18 protein-coding genes and 3 tRNA genes are annotated in these 19,280 nt (G+C 72.5%); 8 read left to right on the forward strand and 13 right to left on the reverse strand.

Annotated features, from left to right (window positions below; genetic code table 11):
- Window positions 1-153: 153 nt before the first annotated feature.
- Entirely contained in the window at window positions 154-1,011 is an 858-nt protein-coding gene (locus tag AB0K10_RS08230) for a 3-hydroxyacyl-CoA dehydrogenase family protein (RefSeq protein WP_363681147.1), read from the forward strand.
- 28 nt (window positions 1,012-1,039) lie between these two features.
- A complete protein-coding gene (locus AB0K10_RS08235) occupies window positions 1,040-1,783 on the forward strand; it encodes an enoyl-CoA hydratase/isomerase family protein (RefSeq protein WP_363681149.1) in 744 nt (247 codons plus the stop codon).
- Between the two features lie 58 nt (window positions 1,784-1,841).
- On the opposite strand, the gene AB0K10_RS08240 is transcribed toward AB0K10_RS08235, so the two are convergent.
- Window positions 1,842-3,185, reverse strand: coding sequence for an ABC transporter substrate-binding protein (locus AB0K10_RS08240; RefSeq protein WP_363681151.1), 1,344 nt, complete (start codon window positions 3,183-3,185; stop codon window positions 1,842-1,844).
- Between the two features lie 155 nt (window positions 3,186-3,340).
- Here AB0K10_RS08240 and AB0K10_RS08245 point away from each other — a divergent pair, with 155 nt between their 5' ends.
- Window positions 3,341-3,730, forward strand: coding sequence for a hypothetical protein (locus tag AB0K10_RS08245; protein WP_363681153.1), 390 nt, complete (start codon window positions 3,341-3,343; stop codon window positions 3,728-3,730).
- A 54-nt stretch (window positions 3,731-3,784) separates the two neighbouring features.
- Here the strand turns inward: AB0K10_RS08245 and AB0K10_RS08250 are convergent, their stop codons facing one another.
- On the reverse strand, window positions 3,785-4,255 hold the full coding sequence (locus tag AB0K10_RS08250; protein WP_363681155.1) for a hypothetical protein: 471 nt from the start codon (window positions 4,253-4,255) through the stop codon (window positions 3,785-3,787).
- A gap of 126 nt (window positions 4,256-4,381) precedes the next feature.
- On the opposite strand from AB0K10_RS08250, the gene AB0K10_RS08255 reads away from it, so the two are divergent.
- Window positions 4,382-5,086, forward strand: coding sequence for a DUF2786 domain-containing protein (locus tag AB0K10_RS08255; protein WP_363681157.1), 705 nt, complete (start codon window positions 4,382-4,384; stop codon window positions 5,084-5,086).
- 43 nt (window positions 5,087-5,129) lie between these two features.
- Here the strand turns inward: AB0K10_RS08255 and AB0K10_RS08260 are convergent, their stop codons facing one another.
- The 10 genes from AB0K10_RS08260 to AB0K10_RS08305 form a co-directional block, all read right to left on the reverse strand.
- Window positions 5,130-5,657, reverse strand: coding sequence for an SRPBCC family protein (locus AB0K10_RS08260; protein ID WP_363681159.1), 528 nt, complete (start codon window positions 5,655-5,657; stop codon window positions 5,130-5,132).
- 400 nt (window positions 5,658-6,057) lie between these two features.
- Window positions 6,058-7,272 (reverse strand): hypothetical protein, encoded by a 1,215-nt coding sequence (locus AB0K10_RS08265; RefSeq protein ID WP_363681161.1) that lies wholly within the window; start codon window positions 7,270-7,272, stop codon window positions 6,058-6,060.
- Window positions 7,273-7,504: 232 nt separating this feature from the next.
- Window positions 7,505-7,578: transfer RNA gene (locus AB0K10_RS08270), tRNA-Phe, on the reverse strand.
- A 99-nt stretch (window positions 7,579-7,677) separates the two neighbouring features.
- A tRNA-Asp gene (locus AB0K10_RS08275) sits at window positions 7,678-7,751 on the reverse strand.
- A 31-nt stretch (window positions 7,752-7,782) separates the two neighbouring features.
- Window positions 7,783-7,855 (reverse strand) — tRNA-Glu (locus AB0K10_RS08280).
- Window positions 7,856-8,009: 154 nt separating this feature from the next.
- Window positions 8,010-8,801 (reverse strand): polysaccharide deacetylase family protein, encoded by a 792-nt coding sequence (locus tag AB0K10_RS08285; RefSeq protein WP_363681163.1) that lies wholly within the window; start codon window positions 8,799-8,801, stop codon window positions 8,010-8,012.
- 75 nt (window positions 8,802-8,876) lie between these two features.
- Window positions 8,877-9,821, reverse strand: coding sequence for a MerR family transcriptional regulator (locus AB0K10_RS08290; protein ID WP_363681431.1), 945 nt, complete (start codon window positions 9,819-9,821; stop codon window positions 8,877-8,879).
- Entirely contained in the window at window positions 9,811-10,431 is a 621-nt protein-coding gene (gene idi, locus AB0K10_RS08295; RefSeq protein ID WP_363681165.1) for an isopentenyl-diphosphate Delta-isomerase, read from the reverse strand. The genes AB0K10_RS08290 and idi overlap by 11 nt, the downstream gene beginning before the upstream one ends.
- On the reverse strand, window positions 10,428-11,909 hold the full coding sequence (gene crtI / locus AB0K10_RS08300; protein WP_266247882.1) for a phytoene desaturase family protein: 1,482 nt from the start codon (window positions 11,907-11,909) through the stop codon (window positions 10,428-10,430). Before crtI ends, idi begins: the two co-directional genes overlap by 4 nt.
- A 28-nt stretch (window positions 11,910-11,937) precedes the next feature.
- Window positions 11,938-13,080 carry a polyprenyl synthetase family protein gene (locus AB0K10_RS08305; protein WP_363681167.1) on the reverse strand — a complete coding sequence of 381 codons (1,143 nt, stop codon included), beginning with the start codon at window positions 13,078-13,080 and terminating at the stop codon, window positions 11,938-11,940.
- Window positions 13,081-13,144: 64 nt separating this feature from the next.
- On the opposite strand from AB0K10_RS08305, the gene AB0K10_RS08310 reads away from it, so the two are divergent.
- On the forward strand, window positions 13,145-14,068 hold the full coding sequence (locus AB0K10_RS08310) for a phytoene/squalene synthase family protein (RefSeq protein ID WP_363681169.1): 924 nt from the start codon (window positions 13,145-13,147) through the stop codon (window positions 14,066-14,068).
- Window positions 14,065-15,390 carry a deoxyribodipyrimidine photo-lyase gene (locus tag AB0K10_RS08315; RefSeq protein WP_363681171.1) on the forward strand — a complete coding sequence of 442 codons (1,326 nt, stop codon included), beginning with the start codon at window positions 14,065-14,067 and terminating at the stop codon, window positions 15,388-15,390. The genes AB0K10_RS08310 and AB0K10_RS08315 overlap by 4 nt, the downstream gene beginning before the upstream one ends.
- On the opposite strand, the gene AB0K10_RS08320 is transcribed toward AB0K10_RS08315, so the two are convergent.
- Entirely contained in the window at window positions 15,391-16,467 is a 1,077-nt protein-coding gene (locus tag AB0K10_RS08320) for a serine hydrolase domain-containing protein (protein WP_363681173.1), read from the reverse strand.
- Window positions 16,468-16,557: 90 nt separating this feature from the next.
- Between AB0K10_RS08320 and AB0K10_RS08325 the strand changes: the two genes are divergently transcribed.
- A complete protein-coding gene (locus tag AB0K10_RS08325) occupies window positions 16,558-18,033 on the forward strand; it encodes an FAD-dependent oxidoreductase (protein ID WP_363681175.1) in 1,476 nt (491 codons plus the stop codon).
- Between the two features lie 95 nt (window positions 18,034-18,128).
- A complete protein-coding gene (locus AB0K10_RS08330) occupies window positions 18,129-19,133 on the forward strand; it encodes a LacI family DNA-binding transcriptional regulator (RefSeq protein ID WP_363681177.1) in 1,005 nt (334 codons plus the stop codon).
- Window positions 19,134-19,280 lie beyond the last annotated feature (147 nt).

Raw genomic sequence — 19,280 nt, forward strand, 5'->3', positions numbered from 1 at the left:
TGACGGGCCGTACGTACCCGATCGCGCGCTCCCCCACGCATCGGCGGGTCGTCGTGCTGTTTAGGGTCGCACCATGAGCGAGCGGAGCGGGCCGGGCACCCGGGCCGGCGTGGCGGGGACCCCGCGCGCCACCGGGGCGGACAGGGAGGCGTGATGAACGATCGTTTCGTGGTCGTCGGTGCGGGCACGATGGGGCTCGGCATCGCGTACGTGGCGGCCGGGGCCGGGCACGCCGTCGAGCTGGTCGAGGTGGATCCGGCGCGGGGCGCGACAGCGCTGACCCGGCTCGCCGACCTGTGGGAGCGGGCGGTGCAGCGCGGCAAGCTGACCGCCGACGAGGCCGCAGCGAACCGGCAGCGGGTGACGCTGCGCCCGAGCCTCGGCGAGGTCGCCCCCGCTCCGGGGGTGATCGTGGAGGCGGTGCCGGAGCGGCTCGACCTCAAGCGCACGGTGTTGCGGGACGCCGCCACCCTGAGCCCGGCCCTGCTCGCGAGCAACACGTCGAGCATCGCCATCGGCGAGTTGGCAGCGGGCCTGGACGCGCCGGAGCGCTTCCTCGGCCTGCACTTCTTCAACCCGGTCTGGGCGATGGCCCTGCTGGAGATCGTGGTCGGCCCGGCCACCGCCGAGGAGACGACCGCGGCGGCCGTCGCGCTCGCCGGCCGGCTCGGCAAGGACCCCGTCGTCGTACGCGACCTGCCCGGCTTCGCCACCTCCCGGCTCGGGGTCACCCTCGGGTTGGAGGCGATCCGGATGGTCGCCGACGGGGTGGCCAGCCCGGCCGACATCGACAAGGCGATGGTGCTGGGCTACCGGCACCCGATCGGGCCGCTGGAACTCACCGACCTGGTCGGCCTGGACGTGCGGCTGGACATCGCCCGCACCCTCCAGGCCGCGTACGGTGACCGCTTCGCGCCGCCGCAACTGCTCGTGGAGATGGTGTCCGCCGGGCGGCTGGGCAAGAAGTCGGGGCACGGCTTCTACCACTGGGAAGGCGGCGTGAAGCGGTGAGCGCGGTCATCGACGGAGGGTGGGCACGGTGAGCGGTCTGCGGATCGAGGAGCGGCCGGATCGGCTCGTGGTGACACTGAGCCGGCCGGAGAAGCGCAACGCCATCGACGCCGACCTGATCGGCGAGCTGCACCAGGTCTGCGCCGAGTTGGAGGCACGCCCCCGACTGCTGCTGTTGACCGGCGGTGCCGAGGGCATCTTCGCCGGTGGCGCCGACATCGGTCAGCTCCGCGATCGAGGCCGCGCGGACGCCCTGGCGGCGATCAACTCGGCGGCCTTCGCGCGGATCCGGGCGTTGCCGATGCCGAGCGTGGCCGCCGTCGACGGTCCGGCGCTGGGCGGTGGCGCGGAGCTGGCGTACGCCTGTGATTTGCGCGTGTGCACGGCGCGGGCGGTCTTCGGCCAGCCGGAGGTGCGGTTGGGCATCCTGGCCGGCGCTGGCGCGACCCACCGGCTGCCCGCTCTGGTCGGCGAGGGCCGGGCCAAGGAGTTGCTGTTCACGGGCCGGCGGGTGGACGCCGCCGAGGCGCTGCGGATCGGTCTGGTGAACCGGGTGATGGACGAGCCCGGCGAGCTGCTGGCGGTGGCGCACGGGCTGCTGGACGAGATGGCGCAGGGCTCACCGCTGGCGTTGCGGCTCACCAAACTGGCGGTGGACGCACCCGCCGCCGCACATCCGCAGCTCGATCTGGTCAGCCAGGCCGTGCTCTTCGAGGACGAGGAGAAGCACCGCCGCATGACCGAGTTCCTGGAGCGCCGCCGGGCCCGCTGACACGGAACGGCCGCACCGGCTCCGAAGCCGGTGCGGCCGCTGCGGTCCGCGGTGGTGCTCAGTGCCGGATCTGCATCCCGGAGTCGGCGATCGCCCGGATCACCTGGGCAGACTCACCGAAACCGATGATGAGTACGGCGTCCGCCCCGAATTCCTTGATCTCCTTCGCGCCGCCGGTGAAGTCCACGGGGGCCGCCTTGGCGTCGGCCGGAGGGTCGTACGTGAGCAGCTTGAGTCGGTCGGCGGGGATGCCGGCCTTCTCCAACTCGTCACGGACGGTGGCCTGGAGGCCCTCACCGTAGGAGTCCTTGCGGGCGACGATGACGATCTTCTGCGATCCGTCACGGAGGACGACGTCGGCCAGCGCCCGACCCTGCAGGCTGTCCGGCGGGGCGGTGCGGAAGTAGAGGCCCTTGTCCTCGATGTCGGTCAGGCTGGCGTCGGTGTTGCACGGCGAGAAGAGGATCTTGCCGGCGCGGACGACGTCCGGCAGCACCTCCCGGGAGATGCCCGAGGCGCCGGCGCCGATGATGATGCTGACCCCGTCGGCCACGTGCTTGGCGACGGTCGCCTTGGCCACCGCCGTGCTGGTGCCGTCGTCGCCGTCCTTCCACGTCACCGGCTTGCCCAGCGCCCCGCCAGCGGCGTTGATGTCCCTGATCGCCAGCGCGGCGGCGGCCGCCATCGGCGGGTACGCGATCGCCAGGTCGCCGGTCTTCGGCAGCAGACCACCCACGATCAGCGGCTGCTGGTCGTCGTTGCTGCCGGGGCGCGGCTTCCTCGCCTTCGGCGGGGTCTTGGTGCTCGCAGCGGACTCGGCGCCCGCGCCGACAAACTCGGTCTTGCCGTCGTTGATCTGCTGGCCGTCGAAGGTCAGCGTCGCGTAGCTCGCGGTGGCCGGCTCGCCCTTGTCGGTGAAGCCGGCACGGCTCAGCGAGACGCTGCGGTACTCGATGTCCTGCCCGGACCGGGCCAGCGCGAGGCACGTGGCAGGGTCCTCGCAGCGCTGACCGTTGTTGGTCACGCCGACGATCTGCTTGGCGATGGCGGCCGGGTCGGTGCTGCCAGCCAGTTGGGCGGCGAGCACACTGATCACCACAGCGTCGTACGTCTCGGCGGAGTACAGGTAGTCCGTCAGCGCCGGATTGACGGACCGTAGCCGGCTCTTGAAGTCGTCGGGCAGCTGGGTGAGTGGCGTGGTCCCCTTCATCCCGTCGACGAGATCCGCGCGTTCCTTCAACTCCGCTGGGTAGGAGTTGAGCATGTTGCCGTCCGTGCCGTAGAGGCGCACCTGTTGGGCGCTTCCCTCTTCGGCCTTTTCATCCCCGCAAGCGCTTGTGGCGAGCAGGATCGTCGCGCAGGCAGCCAATGTGGCCACCCGCGAGCGGCGTGATACGAGCATGGTCGTCCTTCCTCCGGCGAAGGTCCGCTGCGCACATTAGCGTGCCGGGGCCGGCCGCGGGACCGTGGAGGTGGCGAAATGCGCAGGTCGCTCGCGTCGAACACACAGAGTGACGAAAATGCTGGGCCTTGACCCCCCGTCCTACTGTGCGCTGGGTGACGGACCTACCACAGCAGACGTTCGACGACGCGACCGCCGTGCTCCATTCGGCGCTGGCCGGCGATGGGGAAGCGGTGACAGGTGCGTTCGACGCGGTCGTCGACCGGGCCGGCCTGCCCGGCGCGTACGGGGTCGCCTGGTGTCTGGCGGCGACGATGGTCGGCGACGCCCCGCCGAGCAGCGGATGCGCGCTGGACTTCCCGGGCATCGAGCAGGCGGATTACGACACCCGCTGGGTGGCTCGCTTCGTGAGCGCGTACGCCAACCGGGACGTGTCGACCGGGGAGGCCCTGTTCGGGGCGGCCGCCGCCGACGGGCAGCTCTCCGACTGCCTGCTCACGCTCGCCGGCTCGACGATCGCCACCCTGCGCAGCCGTGCCGGCTGACCGCGCCTCGGCGGGCGCGGCGCCCCGGCGGGGTGCCGCGCCCGCACGGACAGCTCAGAAGGCGTGGTACGCGACCAGCGGCTCGTACTCGTAGCGGACGGTTTCGAAGCGGACCCGGAAGTTGACCCCGTCCCGGACGTTCGTCGCCACGGTGATCCAGCCGGAGTTGGCCGGCAGGTAGGTCCAGTAGTTGCAGTTGCCGGTCTTGTCGATGAAGATCACGCAGGCGTCGGTGCCGTACGCGCTGGCGTTGCGCACGTTGATGTCGCGGCACCGGCTGGTGGTGCGGTACGGGCCGGCCTGGCCGCCGTAGCCGCCGGTCTGGAAGAACGAGCGCACCGCCCCGCCGTAACAGGTGGCGAGCGGGGCGAAGAGGTTCGGCCCCGAGGTGAAGTCGGTGGAGTCGGCGGCCTGCGCGGCCGGTGCGGCGGCCTGAGTGGCCTGAGCCGCCTGGGCGGGTGCGCCGGTTGCGAGCAGCGCGGCGGCAGTGGCGACGGCGAGCAGGCGGGCGGTCGGGGATGACATGCGTGCCTCCGGAAACGGTTAACTGACAGTCCGTATTGGACGGTCGAGCTGGCCGTGACGATGATACTGATCGATCAATGTGGCCGTGGTCCCAGATCGTCCGCCGTGTGTGATAGCTCTGTGGGCATGTCCGAGGCCATGCTCAGCAAGGTGCGCAAGCTGCTCGCCCAGGCCGAGGACCCGGCCTGCACGCCCGCCGAGTCGGCGGCCTTCACCGCCAAGGCGACGGAGTTGATCGCCCGCTACGGCGTCGACAGGGCGTTGCTCGCCGTACGGGACCCGACCACCGACCCGGTCGGCGACCGGGTGCTCGACATCGTCGCCCCGTACGCCCGGGACAAGGTAGGCCTGCTCGCCGCCGTCGCCGAACCGCTGCGATGCCGCTGCGTCCGTCGCCGGCAGGGCAACGGGTTCGCGGTGCACCTCTTCGGCTTCGCCAGCGACCTGGAACGGGTGGACCTGCTCTTCACCTCACTGCTCGTGCAGGCCGCGCACGGTCTGGCGGCCACGGCGGTGCCCGCCGACGACCATCCGGCCGCCTTCCGGCGGTCCTGGCTCGCCGGCTTCGCGGAGGTGATCGGGGGTCGGCTCTGGGCGGCCGAGACGGCGGCGGCCGGCGAGTCGGGTGGCCCGTCGGTGGCGCTGGTGCTGGCCGACCGCTCCGACCGGGTGCAGCGGCGACTCACCGAGGAGTACCCGCGACTGCGAACCGCACCGGCGCGCCGGCTCGGCGGCACGGGCTTCGGCTCCGGGGCGGAGGCCGGGAGCCGCGCGCAGCTGGGCGGTCGGGGCCTGGATGGCAGCCGGGCCGGTCGACAACTCGACCGCTGACCGCTGACTGCCGCTCGGGATCGGGATCGGGCCCGGGCGACGCTCAGGCCGGATCGGCGGGATAGGGGCGGGACACCGTCGTGAGGTAGCGGGTGAGCAACTCGTGCCAACCCGCCGTGAGCGCCTTGCGGTATCCCTCGGCCGCTTCTCCGTGCCGATCGAAGTGTCGGTGCTCCAGTTCGACGCGGGTCCGTTCGGGCCCGTCGGGAAGGAACAGCACCTCGACCTCGCTCGCCTTCGCCGGGTCCGGCACCGGCACCCGGTCCGGACCGATCTGCCAGGCGAAGACCAGCCGTCGCGGCGGATCCCACGTGAGCACGCGTCCCCAGTCGGCGCGGAAGCCGTACGGGCCGATCTCGTAGAGCATGCCGCCGGCCCGTGGCTCCATGCCCAGCTCGGCGAGGGCCTCCGGACCGGACCACGTGTACTCGGTGACCCACCAGTCGGTCAGCTCATCGGTGAAGACCGCGAACGCCCGCTCGGCGGGACCCGGGGCGAGGAGACTGCACCGCAAGGAGAACCGCTCCAGGTCCTGCCGGATGTCGGCCGGATCAGCCATCCCCTGTCCCATAGGCCCGGACCATACCGGCTGATGCCTCGGTGTGCAGCTTCGCGAGGTGCTCTGTTCCAGACAGTGGGTTGCCGAGCCGTCACGGACGGGATGCCCCGCCGGAAAGCGGGTAACCGCGCCGAACGGCCCGGAGGACCGGGTCCGCGTACGGGAGCGGGAGAGCATGAGCGAGAACGCGCAGCAGCGGAGTCCGAACCGGGACGTCGACGCCGGGGATCCGGACGTCCTGCTCGACATCCCGAACGTCTCGGTCGACTCGATCCGACTCGCCGTGGACGGGCTCGACGCCGACATCTCGCTGCGCGTCCGGTTGGCCAACCTGCTCCAGCTCGACGCCGGCGTACGGGTCCACCTGCACGGCGTCGAGTTGGACATCGACGGGGTGCACGCCGAGGCGCAGCTACGGGTACGGCTGGAGTCGTTGGTGGCACTCCTGGGCCGGGCACTTGACACGATCGACAACAACCCGCAGGTCATCGAATCCCTGTCCCGAGCTGCCAGCGGCGCGCTCGAGGACGTCAATCGCGGTACCGAGCAGTTGACCGCCGCCGGCGCCGCCGGGGTCACCGCCCTGGCACAGCACTCCGGGGTACGCGACGAACTGGCCCGACAGGCGGGCCTGCCAGGCGAACTCGGCGACCAGACGCGAGCGCAGCGCGCCCGCCCGGCGGAGTCCCGGCCGGCGGAGGGGCAGCCGCCGGAGTCGCGTCTGAAGGGCCGGTGGCCTGTCGATCGGGGCTCCGCGCAGGCGCACCCGAACTCGGCGGGGCAGGGGTCCGAGGGGCAACGGCCGCCTGAGGCCCAGGGCCGGCAGCAACCGGAAGGCGGTCCGCGGCAAGACCGGCCCGCACCGGCTGGTTCGTCGACCGGTAAGCCCGCCGATCAGCAGGGTGGCTCGCCACCCTCCGGTCCTGGCGGGTCCCGGGGTCCCGCCAGCGAGGGTCAGGGCGGTCAGGGCGGCGGTGGTGGCAGGCCTGCCGGACAAGCCGCCGGCGGTCACGGCAGCGGCAACCGGGCTGGCGGCAGCGACCAGGGCGAGGCCCGTCAGGCCGGTGGTGCTCGGGGCGGTGGTGGTCAGGCCGGTGGTGGTCAGGCTGGCGGTGCTCAGGCTGGCGGTGCTCAGGCCGGTGGTGCTCAGGCCGGTGGTGGTCAGGCCAGTGGTGGTCAGGCCGGTAGTGGTCAGGCCGGTAGTGGTCAGGCCGGCAGTGGTCAGGCTGGCGGTGCTCAGGCCGGTGGTGGTCAGGCTGGCAGTGGTCAGGGCGGTGGTGGTCAGGGCGGTGGTGGTCAGGCCGGCAGCGGTCAAGGCCGTGGTGGGCAGAGTGGCGACGGTCAGGGCGGCATTGGTCAGGCCCGTGGTGGTCAGGCCGGCAGCGGTCAAGGCCGTGGCGGGCAGAGTGGCGACGGTCAGGGCGGTGGTGGTCAGGCCGGCAGCGGTCCAGGCCAGGGCGGCGGTGGCCAGGGCGAGGGTGACCAGGGCGGCGGTGGTGTGTCGGGTGGGGCGTATGCCGCAGCTCAGAGCGCGGCGCAACTCGCCGAGCAGGCCGGGGAGACCCTGCGGCAGGCGGGACGCAGCGTGTGGGAGGCGATCCAGGGCGGGATGGCCCAGCACCGTCACCAGGGCCGCCGCGATCAGTGATCACGGCCGGCGCAGGCCGTCGTACGCCTTGGGCTGCGGTGATCGACTCGAGTTCGGCGATATCGCGGTATCCCGGTCGCTGCGATACCGCAATATCGCCGAAACCGAGTGGATCAAGGACGGGCCGGGCGATCACGGCGCGGGCAGAAAAAGCAGAACGCCGACCGCGTTTCCGCTGGTCGGCGCTCCTGTAGCCCGGCGAAAGGCTATGTGGCCAGGGGCGGGGTCGAACCGCCGACCTTCCGATTTTCAGTCGGACGCTCGTACCAACTGAGCTACCTGGCCGTGTTGCTCGGCTCATGCTACCTGCCAACCGGACGAACCGCCGGCAGGGTCACCTGCTCCGATACGCAGAACGCCGCGCAAGGCGCGGCGTCAGCGCTGCGGTCCTGACGGGACTTGAACCCGCGACCTCCGCCTTGACAGGGCGGCGAGCACTCCAACTGCTCCACAGGACCTAGCTTGTGTTGCTCCGGCTTGCGCCGGTCGTGCCCCCAACGGGATTCGAACCCGTGCTACCGCCTTGAAAGGGCGGCGTCCTGGGCCGCTAGACGATGAGGGCGGCCCCGCCATCATTGCACATTCGCAACTTCAAGCGGACTTGCTCCCATCCGGCCCCGCCGGAGGCTTGGAAAGCATACGTGATGCCTGGCGGGACGACAAAATCGGTATCGCTGAAGCCGTTGTGAACCGCATAACCGCAGGTCAGGCCCAATCTAGCGGAGTCGGGTGATCCCGAAGCGGTGCTTCAGGTCGGCGATCAGGCGCGGGCAGGCGGCGAGGGTCGCGCCCCGGTTACCGCCCCCGTCGTGCAGCAGCACGACGGAACCGGGACGCGCGGCGTTGTGGACCCGCCTGGCGATCGTGTCGGCGGTCGGCTTGTCCCAGTCCTGCGGGTCGACGGCCCAGTGCAGCGGGTGCATGCCGAGATCCTTCGCAACGGCCAGGACCTCGGGCGTCCACCGACCACCGGGCTGCCGGTAGAAGGACACCGGCGTGCCCGGGGAGGCCGTCTGGATGGCCTTGTTGGTGCGGGCCAGGTCGGCCCGGATCTCGGCCTCCGGTCGGCGGGCGAGGTCGAGGTCGTGCCGCCAACTGTGGTTGCAGAGCTGATGGCCTTCCCGGACGATCCGCCGGATCAGCTCCGGGTGCCGCTGGGCCTCGAAACCGATCACGCAGAAGGTGGCCGTCACGTGGGCCGCCCGCAGCTGGTCGAGCACCTTCGGCGTCCAGGCCGGGCTGGGCCCGTCGTCGAAGGTCAGCGCGACGGGACGTACGCCTGTGTTGCGCCGTAGCCCGGCCGGGAGCTTCGCCGGCAGCGGTCGCAACGGCGGCTTCGGTGGCTTCGTGCGGGTGGGCTTCGGCGTCGGGGTGGGCGGGGTGGGCGGGGTGGTCGACTCGACGGGTTGCGGCCCGCCAGCGGCGTGGACGGTGCTGTCTGGCTGAGCGCAACCGGACAAGACCAGCACCACGGCGAGGACGGACGCCAGGGCGGCGCGGGCTTGCATCTGTTCGCTCCCGGGGGTCTGGGCAGGCGGACTTCCTCGACGGTAGTGGAAGCGGCCCGGGGACCGACAGGCCGGTCACGCCTCCCGCGACTGGTCCAGCGAGTCACGGACCGCCACCGCGAGGGAGACCGCCTCGGCCAGGTCGACAGGCCGGACCACCCCGGCGGGGAGCGTGTCGGCCCGCCAGCCCGGGCCGGCGGCGAGGATCAGCAGCGGGCGGCGGGGTGCCGCGAGCAGCGCGCTGAGCTGGGCCGGGTCGGCGGTGGGTCGGGTGTGGGACCAGAGCACCACGGCCGCCGGACCGGTGCGGTTGACCGCCTCGACGAGGGCGGCCACCGGCACGCGGGCACCCAGCATCCGGTAGCTCACCCCGGCCTCGGCGAGCGCGGCGGCCAACGCTTCCAGGGGGAGGGTGTGCTGCTCCTCGTCGGAGCAGGAGAGCAGGATCCGGGCGGGGCCGCTGGGCGCTTTGGCCTGGCTGGCTGCGGCGAAGGCCTCCGACACGCAACGGGAGACCAGGTGTTCGACCTCGATCAGGCCGGCGGTGGTGGCGTGCCGGTCACCGATGCCGGCGAGTACGGGGCGCAGCAGGGTCTCCCAGGTGGCGACGACGCCGCTGGCGGCGATCGTGTGCGCGATGGTCTCGTTGATCGCCGCCGCGTCCAGGCGCATGGCGGCGCGGGCCAGGCCTCGGGCGGCCGGGCCGGCGCGGCCCACCGGGATGGCGCCCCCGCCGTCGCGTCCGGGCGGGCGGATCCGGCTCCGGGCGACGGCGTCCACGGACGTACGGTCCGGTGCCTGCCGCGCCCACCGGGCCGCCTCGGCGGGGCTCACGCCCTCGGCGGTCAACCGCCGCATGGTTTCGAGGCGGGCCAGGTCGGCCGGGGTGTAGCGGCGGTGGTGGCCGGGCACGTGCTCGCTGGGCCCGAGCCCGTAGCGCTGGTGCCAGGTACGCAGCGTGGTGACCGCGACCCCCAGCCGGCGCGCGACGGCGCCCGCGCTCAGCGCCTCATCGGCCACCCGACCGCTCCGCCGCGTCATCCGCCGACGATCCGGACGGGATCATGGTCGAGCCGGGGGCGCCCGACGGAGCACCCGAGGGGCGCAGCAGACGGTTCACCACCCCGCCCAGCCAGGGTGCGTACGACCGGGGGTCGCGGTCGAGTTCGGCCTCCAGGGCGGCCGGGTCGGCCCAGCGCAGCTCGGCCACCTCGTCCGGGTCGGGGCGCAGCGGCGCGGCGGGCAGAAACTCGCCGCGCAGCACGTGGTCGTACTCGAACTCGACCCGCCCTGTGGTCGGGTCCTCGGCGTAGTAGACGTAGACGCCGACCTCGGTCAGCTCGACCGGGCCGGTGCCCAGCTCCTCCTTCAGCCGTCGGTTGGCCGCTTCGGCAAGCGATTCGCCGGGTCGGGGGTGGCCGCAGCAGGAGTTGGCCCAGCGCAACGGGAAACGGGTCTTGACCGCCGCCCGTCGTTGCAGCAGCACCTGGCCGTCCGGGTCCATCAGCAGCACCGAGAAGGCCCGGTGCAGTTGCCCGGGCGGTTGGTGGGCGGCGGCGACCGTGGTGTCGCCGTGGGCTCGTCCGGCGTCGTCGACCAGCTCGACGAGGTGATCCTCGCGACTGGTCATCGGCCTTCTCCGGTGATCCGGCCGGCGGCCAGCTTGCCGGAGATCAACACCATCGGTACGCCCACACCCGGCTGGGTGCCGGAGCCGACGAAGACGACGTTCGACAGGTCGCGGTGCAGGTTCGACGGGCGGAACGGCCCGGTCTGGAAGAGGGTGTGCGCGGCGGCGAACGGGGTGCCGGCGGCCATCCCCTGCTCGGCCCACTCGGCGGGGGTGATCGCCTGCAACACCTCGACCCCGGCGCCGAAGCCGACGTACCCGCGCTCCTCCAGAGTGCCGATCAGTTGATCGCCGTAGCGCCTGGTCAGGTCGCCCCGCCACTCGAACGGTGCCCGGTCGAGATTGGGCACGGGTGCGAGCACGTAGTAGGTGTGCCGATCGGGTGGGGCCACCGACGGGTCGGTCCGGCTGGGGTTGGTCACCAGCAGCGACGGATCGGTCATCAGCTCGCCCCTGCGGATGACCTCATCGAAGGTGCCCTTCCACGCGCGTCCGAAGTGGATGTTGTGGTGGGCGATCTTCGCATATCCCTGCCGCGAGCCGACGTGCAGGACGACACAGGAGGGTGAGTAGGTGAGGCGTCGCGCGGGCGCGGCGGGGAGCAGGTCCCGGTAGGCGACCGGTAGGTCCGGGTTGAGTACCACGACGTCCGCGGGCACGAGCTCGCCGTCGGCGGTGAGCACGCCGGTGGCCCGGCCGTTCGCGGTCTGGACCCGGGTCACTGTCGTGTCGTACCGGATCTGCACGCCGTGCTTCTCGGCCGCGCCGGCCATGGCCCGGGAGACCGCGTGGATGCCGCCGCGCGGGAAGTAGACCCCGGCCACCGAGTCGAGGTACGCGATGACCGCGTAGATGGCCAGCGCGTCGTGCGGGGCGAGCCCGGCGTACATCGCCTGGAAGGAGAAGATCCGCTGGGTGCGCGGGTCCCGGAAGAACTGGTTGATCTTCGTCTGGAGGCGGCGGAAGGCCCCACCGGTGAGCAGCTTCAGCAGGTTGCCGGTGATGAGGTCGGTGGGCGCGTCCAGGTTGCGCTCGATGAAGTCGGCCCGTTCCAGCCGCCACAGCTCCCGGGCGTAGTCGACGAAGCGCAGATAGCCGTCGGCCTCCCGTGGCCCGCAGACCCGGGAGATCTCGGCCGCCATCCGCGTGGTGTCGGTGAGCACGTCGAGGGTCGAGCCGTCCGGGTAGTACGCCCGGTAGGCCGGGTCGAGCGGCGTGAGGTCGAGCCAGTCGTGCAGCTCCTCGCCGACCGCCCCGAGCGCCTCGGCGATGAGGTCGGGCATCGTGAGCACCGTCGGGCCGGTGTCGAACTCGTACCCGTCCACGGAGAGCCGGCCCGCGCGCCCGCCGGGGACCGGCTCGCGCTCCAGCACGGTCACCTGGCGGCCACTGCCGGCCAGGTGCAGTGCGCAGGCGAGCCCACCAAGCCCGGCGCCGACGACCACCACCCGGTCCGTCCGTCCCGTCACCGTCCGCACGTGACCACCTCCTCGAGAAGATCGCTCATCAGGCCCGCCGGCTGGTGGCGGCGGTGGCCAACCCGGTCAGCGCGGTGCGCGCCGTCCGGTCCACGGGTGCGCTGTCGAGCGCGGCCAGGGCGTCACCCACCCGCTCGGCGATCATCCGCTCCACCCGGGCCACCGCGCCGGTCTCGGCGACCAGGTCGGCGAGCCGGTCGATCGGCTCGCCGTCGGCCTGCTCCAGGGCCTTGAGCTGGCCGGGCGTGGCCAGTTGCCGCGCCAGCATGAGCAGCGTGGTCGGCTTGCCGGTGCGCAGGTCGTCGCCGGCCGGCTTGCCGGTCGCCGCCGGGTCGCCGTAGACGCCGAGCAGGTCGTCGCGGAGTTGGAACGCCTCGCCGACGGCCAGGCCATAGCGGGTGTACGCGGTGACGAGCGCGGCGTCCGCGGTCACCCCGGCCAGGAAGGCGCCGAAGAGCAGCGGTCGCTGCACCGTGTAGCTGGCGGTCTTGTAGCGGGCCACGCGCAGCGCCCGGTCGACGGACCAGCTGGTCGGGTCGTTCTCGCCGAGCACGTCCAGGTACTGACCGGCGACGGTCTCGACGCGCATCTGGTCGTAGCAGCGGCGGACCTCGAACAGCCGGGCCGGGGTGATGGTGGCGCGGGCGAGCAGCTTGTCGGCCCAGACCATGCAGAGGTCGCCGATGAGGACGGCGCCTGCCTCGCCGAAGCGGCCGGGGTCGCCCCGGTGGCCGGCGGCGACGTGCTGCGCGGCGAGCGCGACGTGTGCCGTGGGCCGGCCGCGGCGGGTGGTGGAGGCGTCCATCACGTCGTCGTGCACCAGCGCGAAGGTGTGCAGCAGTTCGAGCGCGGCCAGCGCGGGCAGAACCGGTGGGAGGGGCTCGGTGCCGCCGACAGCTCCGCGCCAGCCCCAGTAGGCGAACGTGGAGCGGATCCGCTTGCCGCCGACCAGCACGGCCTCGCGTGCGGCGGACGCGAAGCCGCCCATGGCCGCGTCGATCTCGGTGAGTGCGTCGACCTCGGCGGTGAGGAAGGTGGAGAGGGTCTCGTCGACCGCCGTGATCAGGTCCTGGGTGTACGCGGCCAGGACGGCGCGGACGGGATCGTCCCTGTCGCCCTGGGCCGCCGGCGCCACACGGGTCGCGTTGCCCGCAACTGCGTCGTTGGCCATGTGGGCGAGCGTACCCTAGGGTACGAGTTGCGTCGATTGGTGCGTCGATAATTGAGGAGGGCCGGTGGACACGGATCTCACCGCTGCCTATGACCGGTGTCGTGAGCTGCACAAACGGCACGGGCGTACCTACTATCTCGCCACCCGGCTCCTTCCCGCGTGGAAACGACGACATGTGCACGCCCTCTACGGATTCACGCGGTACGCCGACGAGATCGTCGATCGCACCGAGGACCTGCCACCGGCCGAGCGGGCCGCTCGTCTCGACGACTGGGCCAGCCGTTTCGTGGCCGGTCTGCGCGGCGCGCCTGTCGACGACCCGCTGCTGCCGGCGGTGCTGCACACGATCGCCGTCTTCGATCTCGACCGGGACGACTTTGCGTCGTTTCTGAAGAGCATGGCGATGGACCTGACCGTCACCTCGTACGCGACCTACGACCACCTGCTCGACTACATGGAGGGCTCGGCGGCGGTGATCGGCACGATGATGCTGCCGATCCTGGGCAGCAGCGATCCGTCGGCGGCCCGTGAGCCGGCCCGGCAGCTCGGCTTCGCCTTCCAGCTCACCAACTTCATCCGCGACGTTGCCGAGGACCTGGACCGGGGCCGCACCTACCTGCCCGACGAGGACCTGGCGAAGTTCGGCGTCACCCGCGACGAGCTGGCTGAGGCCAGCGCCCGCGGGCGCGGGACGCCCCGGACGCGCGAGCTGATCGAGTACGAGGTGACCCGGGCCCAGGCGCACTACGCCGCCGCCGCGCCCGGCATCACCATGCTCGCGCCGGCGTCGCAGGCGTGCATGCGCACGGCGTACGCGCTCTACGGCGGCATCCTCGACGAGGTGGCAGCGCAGGACTACGACGTCTTCACCCGCCGGGCCCTGGTGCCGCAGCGGCGGCGGATGGCGGTGGCCGCCCGCGCTCTGCTCACCTCGACGGGTACCCCGGTCATGATCCCCGGGCCGACGGTCCAGCCGGCGGCCCGGTGACGGCGGGCACCGCGATCGTGCTCTTCACCCGCGACCTGCGGGTGCACGACCACCCGGCGCTGGCCACCACCTGCGCGGCGTTCGACCGGGTGGTGCCGCTGTACGTGCTCGACCCGGCGCTGGCCGGGTTGTCGGCCAATCGCACCCGGTTCCTGCACCAGGCGCTCGCCGACCTGCGCGACGCGCTGCGCGAGCGCGGCGGTGACCTGGTGGTGCGGCGCGGCGACCCGGTGGCCGAGACGATCCGGCTTGCCGGTGAGGTCGGCGCGACAGCCGTGGCGCTCTCCGCCGACGTCAGCCGCTACGCCGCCCGGCGGGAGCGGCGACTGCGCGCCGAGTGTGAGCGGCACCGGCTGCGCCTGCGGCTCTTTCCGGGGCTGACGGTGGTCGAGCCGGGCGCGTTGCGTCCCGGGGGCGGAGGCGACCACTATCGCGTGTTCAGCCCGTATCACCGGGCGTGGGCTGCCACGAAGTGGCGCGACGAGTTGGCAGCGCCCCGCCGGATCGCGCTGCCCGACGGGGTGCGCGTGGGTCGGGTGCCGACGCCGCCGGCCGGGGAGTCACCGGACGCGGCCACCGGTGGCGAGCGGGTCGCCCGCCAGCGGCTCACCGACTGGCTGCCCGAGCTGGGCCGGTACGACGACCAGCACGACGACATGGCCGGCGACGACACCTCCCGACTCAGCCCGTACCTGCGTTTCGGCTGCGTGTCCCCGCTGTCGGTGGCCAACCGTGCCGGCGACCGGTCCGGGCCCTTCGTTCGGCAGGTCTGCTGGCGCGACTTCTACTACCAGGTCACCGCCGCGTTTCCGGAGATCTCGACGGCCGCCTACCGCCGGGGCGCCACCGAGCAGTGGCGCTACGACGACGATGCCCTGGCGGCCTGGGCCGAGGGGCGGACCGGGATGCCTGTCGTCGACGCCGGGATGCGGCAGATGCGGGCGCAGGGTTGGCAGCACAACCGGGCGCGACTCATCACCGCCGGCTACCTGACCAAGCACCTGGGCCAGGACTGGCGGGGCGGTGTCGCTGTCTTCTTCCGCTGGCTGCTCGACGGGGACGTGGCCAACAACTCGGGCAACTGGCAGTGGGTCGCCGGCACCGGCAACGACACCAAGCCGTACCGGGGTTTCAACCCGGTCCGGCAGGCCGAGCGGTACGACCCGGCCGGCGACTACGTGCGCCGCTGGGTCCCGGAGCTGTCGACGGTGTCGGGAAAGGCGATCCACCAGCCGTGGAAGCTGCCCGAGGCCGTCCGCCGCACGCTCGACTATCCGCCGCCGCTCGCCGTGCCCGGCACCGACCCGGTCTGGCTGCGCTGATCAGAGGCAGGAGTGGACCACCTCGGCCAGTTCCTCGACGCGGTCGTGGTCGGCGAGCCGCGCCGTGACGTACGCGAGGGTGTAGCCGCGTCCGGGGTCGGCCCACGCGCTGCTGCCGCCGAGCCCACCCATGCCCCAACTGCCGTCCGGCTCCCACTGCATGCCCAGCGTCCACCGGACCTGGCGGTCCAGCAGCACGTCCGTCCCGTCGTACTGGACCCGTGTCGCCTCGGCCACCAGTTCGGGGCTGAACAGCCGTACGCCGTCGAGGACGCCACCGGCGAGCAGGCCGGCGTAGAGCCGGGCCAGGCCGCCGGCGGTGGCGTGCAGGTTGACCGCCGGCATCTCGGCGCCGCGCCAGAGCGGGCTGTTCAGCACTGCCAGGTCCAGCCCGCCGGCCGGATTGCCCATCGCCCGTGCCCGCAGCGAGCCGGGCTCGCCGAGCTTCCGGATCGGCCACTGCGGGTCGCCGTAGCGCAGGTCCGCGCAGCGGCGCTGGTCGGCGTCGGCCAGTCCGAAGCCGAGGTCGAGCTGCCACGGACCGGCGATCTCGTCGGCCAGGAAGCGGCCCACGCCGCGGCCGTCTACCCGGCGGACCAGCTCGCCCACCAGGTGCCCGTACGTCCAGGCGTGCTCCGCGGCAAGCGACCCCGGCGTCCACTCGGGGTCGGCGGCCGCCAGGTCGCCGGCGAGCAGCGCCCAGTCGGCGACCGCGGTGGCCGGCCGGGGCACCGGGAAGGCCGGTAGCCCGGCGGTGTGCGACAGGACCTGCCGCACGGTGGCCGGGGTGCGGAACTCCGGCCAGTACCTCTCGACCGGCGAGTCGAGGTCGACCCGCCCCCGGTCGACGAGCAGCAGCAGGCAGAGCGCGACCACCGGCTTGCTCACCGAGTAGACGTTGACAAGCGTGTCCGGCCGCCACGGTTGGGCCAAGGGCCCGTCGCCGGTCCGGGAGCCGCCGACCAGGTCGAGCACGGGCCGGCCGTCGTACCAGACGGTCAGGCTGGCGCCGGACTCCCGGCCGGTGGCGAGCAGGTCGTGGAAGTGGTCCCGGACGGGTTCGAAGCGTGCGTGCATCCGATCACCGTAGGCGGTGGGGCGCGCTGACCGTGCCGACTTTTCCGGACCCCGGTGGTCGGGGCGAGGCCGCTGGGGGATGCTGGTCCGATGGCGGAGCCGGAGCTGGTGGATGTGGTCGTGGTGGGGCTCGGGGTCGGTGGCGAGGAGGTGGCCGGGCGGCTCGCCGAGGCCGGCCTGAGCGTCGTCGGCATCGAACGGGACCTCGTCGGTGGCGAGTGCCCGTACTGGGGCTGCATCCCGAGCAAGATGATGATCAGGGCGGCGAACGCGCTGGCCGAGGCGCGTCGGGTCGACGGGCTCGCGGGCACGGCGCAGGTCCGTCCGGACTGGGCGCCGGTGGCGAAGCGGATCCGCGAGGAGGCCACCGACACCTGGGACGACAAGGTCGCGGTCGAGCGGTTCACCGGCAAGGGCGGCCGGTTCGTCCGGGGCAGTGGTCGGCTCGACGGCCCGGGGCGCGTCCGCGTCGGTGACCAGGTGTTCCAGGCCCGGCACGGCATCGTCCTGGGCACCGGCACCCGGGCGTCGGTGCCGCCGATCGACGGCCTGGCCGGCACGCCGTACTGGACCAACCACCAGGCGATCGAGGTCGAGCAGCTGCCCGAGTCGTTGCTGGTGCTCGGCGGCGGCGCGATCGGGCTGGAGCTGGCCCAGGTCTTCGCGCGCTTCGGCGTCCGCGTCACTGTGGTGGAGGCGCTGGACCGGGTGCTGGCCGTCGAGGAGCCGGAGGCGTCCGAGGTGGCCGCCGCGGCGCTGCGCGCCGACGACGTTGAGATCCACACCGGTGTACGCGCCGAACGCGTCGCGTACGACGGCGACCGGTTCACGCTGCACGGCGTCGGGGGCGCGCAGTTCACCGCCGAGCGACTGCTCGTGGTGACCGGCCGTCGGGCGCACCTGGAGGAGTTGGGGCTGGACACCGTAGGTGTGGACGCCAGCCAGCGTTACCTGCCGGTCGACGACCGGCTGCACGTCACGGACGGGATCTGGGCGGTGGGTGACCTGACGGGGCAGGGCGCGTTCACCCACATCGCCATGTACCAGGCGGGAATCGTGGTGGCCGACCTGCTGGCCCACGCTCGGGAGGCGACGGCGGGGGCCGACGCCAGCGGGACCGCGAGCGTCGTCGGTGGTGCGATGGGCGCTTCCAGCTCGCTGGCCGCCAGCGGGTCGAGTGGGTCGGCCGGCACCGTGCCGCGCGCCGACTACCGCGCGCTGCCCCGGGTGACCTTCACCGATCCCGAGGTCGGGGCGGTCGGGCTGACCGAGCAGCAGGCCCGTGAGCGCGGCATCAACGTGCAGGTCGGTTTCACCAAGCTTGGCAGTTCGACGCGGGGGTGGATTCACCGCGTCGGTGACGAGGGGTTCATCAAGCTCGTCGCGGACGCCGACCAGGGCGTGCTGATCGGCGCGACGTCGGTCGGCCCGGCCGGCGGTGAGGTGTTGTCCGCGCTGGTGGTGGCGGTGCACGCGGCCGTGCCACTGAGTCAACTGCGACACATGATCTACGCGTACCCGACGTTCCACCGTGCCATCGAGGACGCGCTGCGCAACCTGTCCTGACGACGTGGAACGGCGACAAGCCACGACAATCTGACAGCAAGATTTGCCCGTCCGACTGTTCAATTCTTTCATTACGGTGACGTACGATTGCGGCCGTGACCAAGAGGTTGACCGAAGTTGCCAAGAAGGCGGGCGTCAGCGAGGCCACCGTCAGCCGGGTGCTCAACGGCCGGGACGGTGTCTCCGAGACGACCCGGACAGCGGTGCTCACCGCGCTGGACGTGCTCGGCTACGAGCGGCCGACAAAGCTGCGCGGCGAGCGTGCCCGGCTGGTCGGGCTGGTGCTGCCGGAGCTGCAGAACCCGATCTTCCCGGCGCTCGCCGAGGTGGTCACCGGCACCCTCGCCCAGCGGGGCTACACCCCGGCGCTCTGCGCCCGCACCATCGGCGGCGTGTCCGAGATGGACTACGTGGAGATGCTGCTCGACCACCAGGTGTCCGGCGTGATCTTCGCGGGTGGCTCGTACGCGCTCACCGACGCGCGGCACGACCACTACCGGCGGTTGACCGACCGGGGCCTTCCCGTGGTCCTGGTCAACGCAGGCGTGGACGAGTTGGGCTTTCCGCGGGTCTCCACCGACGACGCGGTGGCGGTGGAGCAGGCGTACGGGCACCTGCGGTCGCTCGGCCACGAGCGGATCGGGATGGTGCTCGGCCCGGAGGGGCACGTGCCGTCCCGTCGCAAGCTGGACGCCATGGTCCAGGTCGCGGGCTGGGGCGAGGCCGACGCCGAGTGCGTCGAGCGTTCGAGCTTCTCGATGGAGGGCGCGCGGGTCGCCGCGACGAAGCTGGTCGAGCGTGGGGTTACCGGCATCATCTGCGCCAGTGACGTGCTGGCCCTGGGGACCATCCGGGCCGCCCGGCGGCTCGGGCGCGCGGTGCCGACGGACATCTCGGTGGTGGGCTTCGACGACTCCGCGTTCATGACCTGCACCGACCCGCCGCTGACCACCGTGCGGCAGCCGATCGAGACGATGGGGCAGGCCGCGGTGGACCTGCTGGTCACCCAGATCGAGGGTGCCGGCGTCCTGCAGGACGAGCTGCTGTTCGAGCCGGAGCTGGTGGTACGCGGCTCCACGGCGCCCGCGCCCGGCCGCTGAGCGCGCCCCTGCCGTACTGACCGACCGCCTCCACCGGCCGTCGACCGCTTCCCGCGGTCGGCGGCCGGTTTTTCGTGGTCGCTCACCGTGCGCCGCCACCGCCGGACCAGATGGGACCGAAGGCCGGCAAAACGGGCCTAAAACACG

This window comes from Micromonospora sp. NPDC049274 (assembly GCF_040678875.1).
GTDB lineage: Bacteria > Actinomycetota > Actinomycetes > Mycobacteriales > Micromonosporaceae > Micromonospora.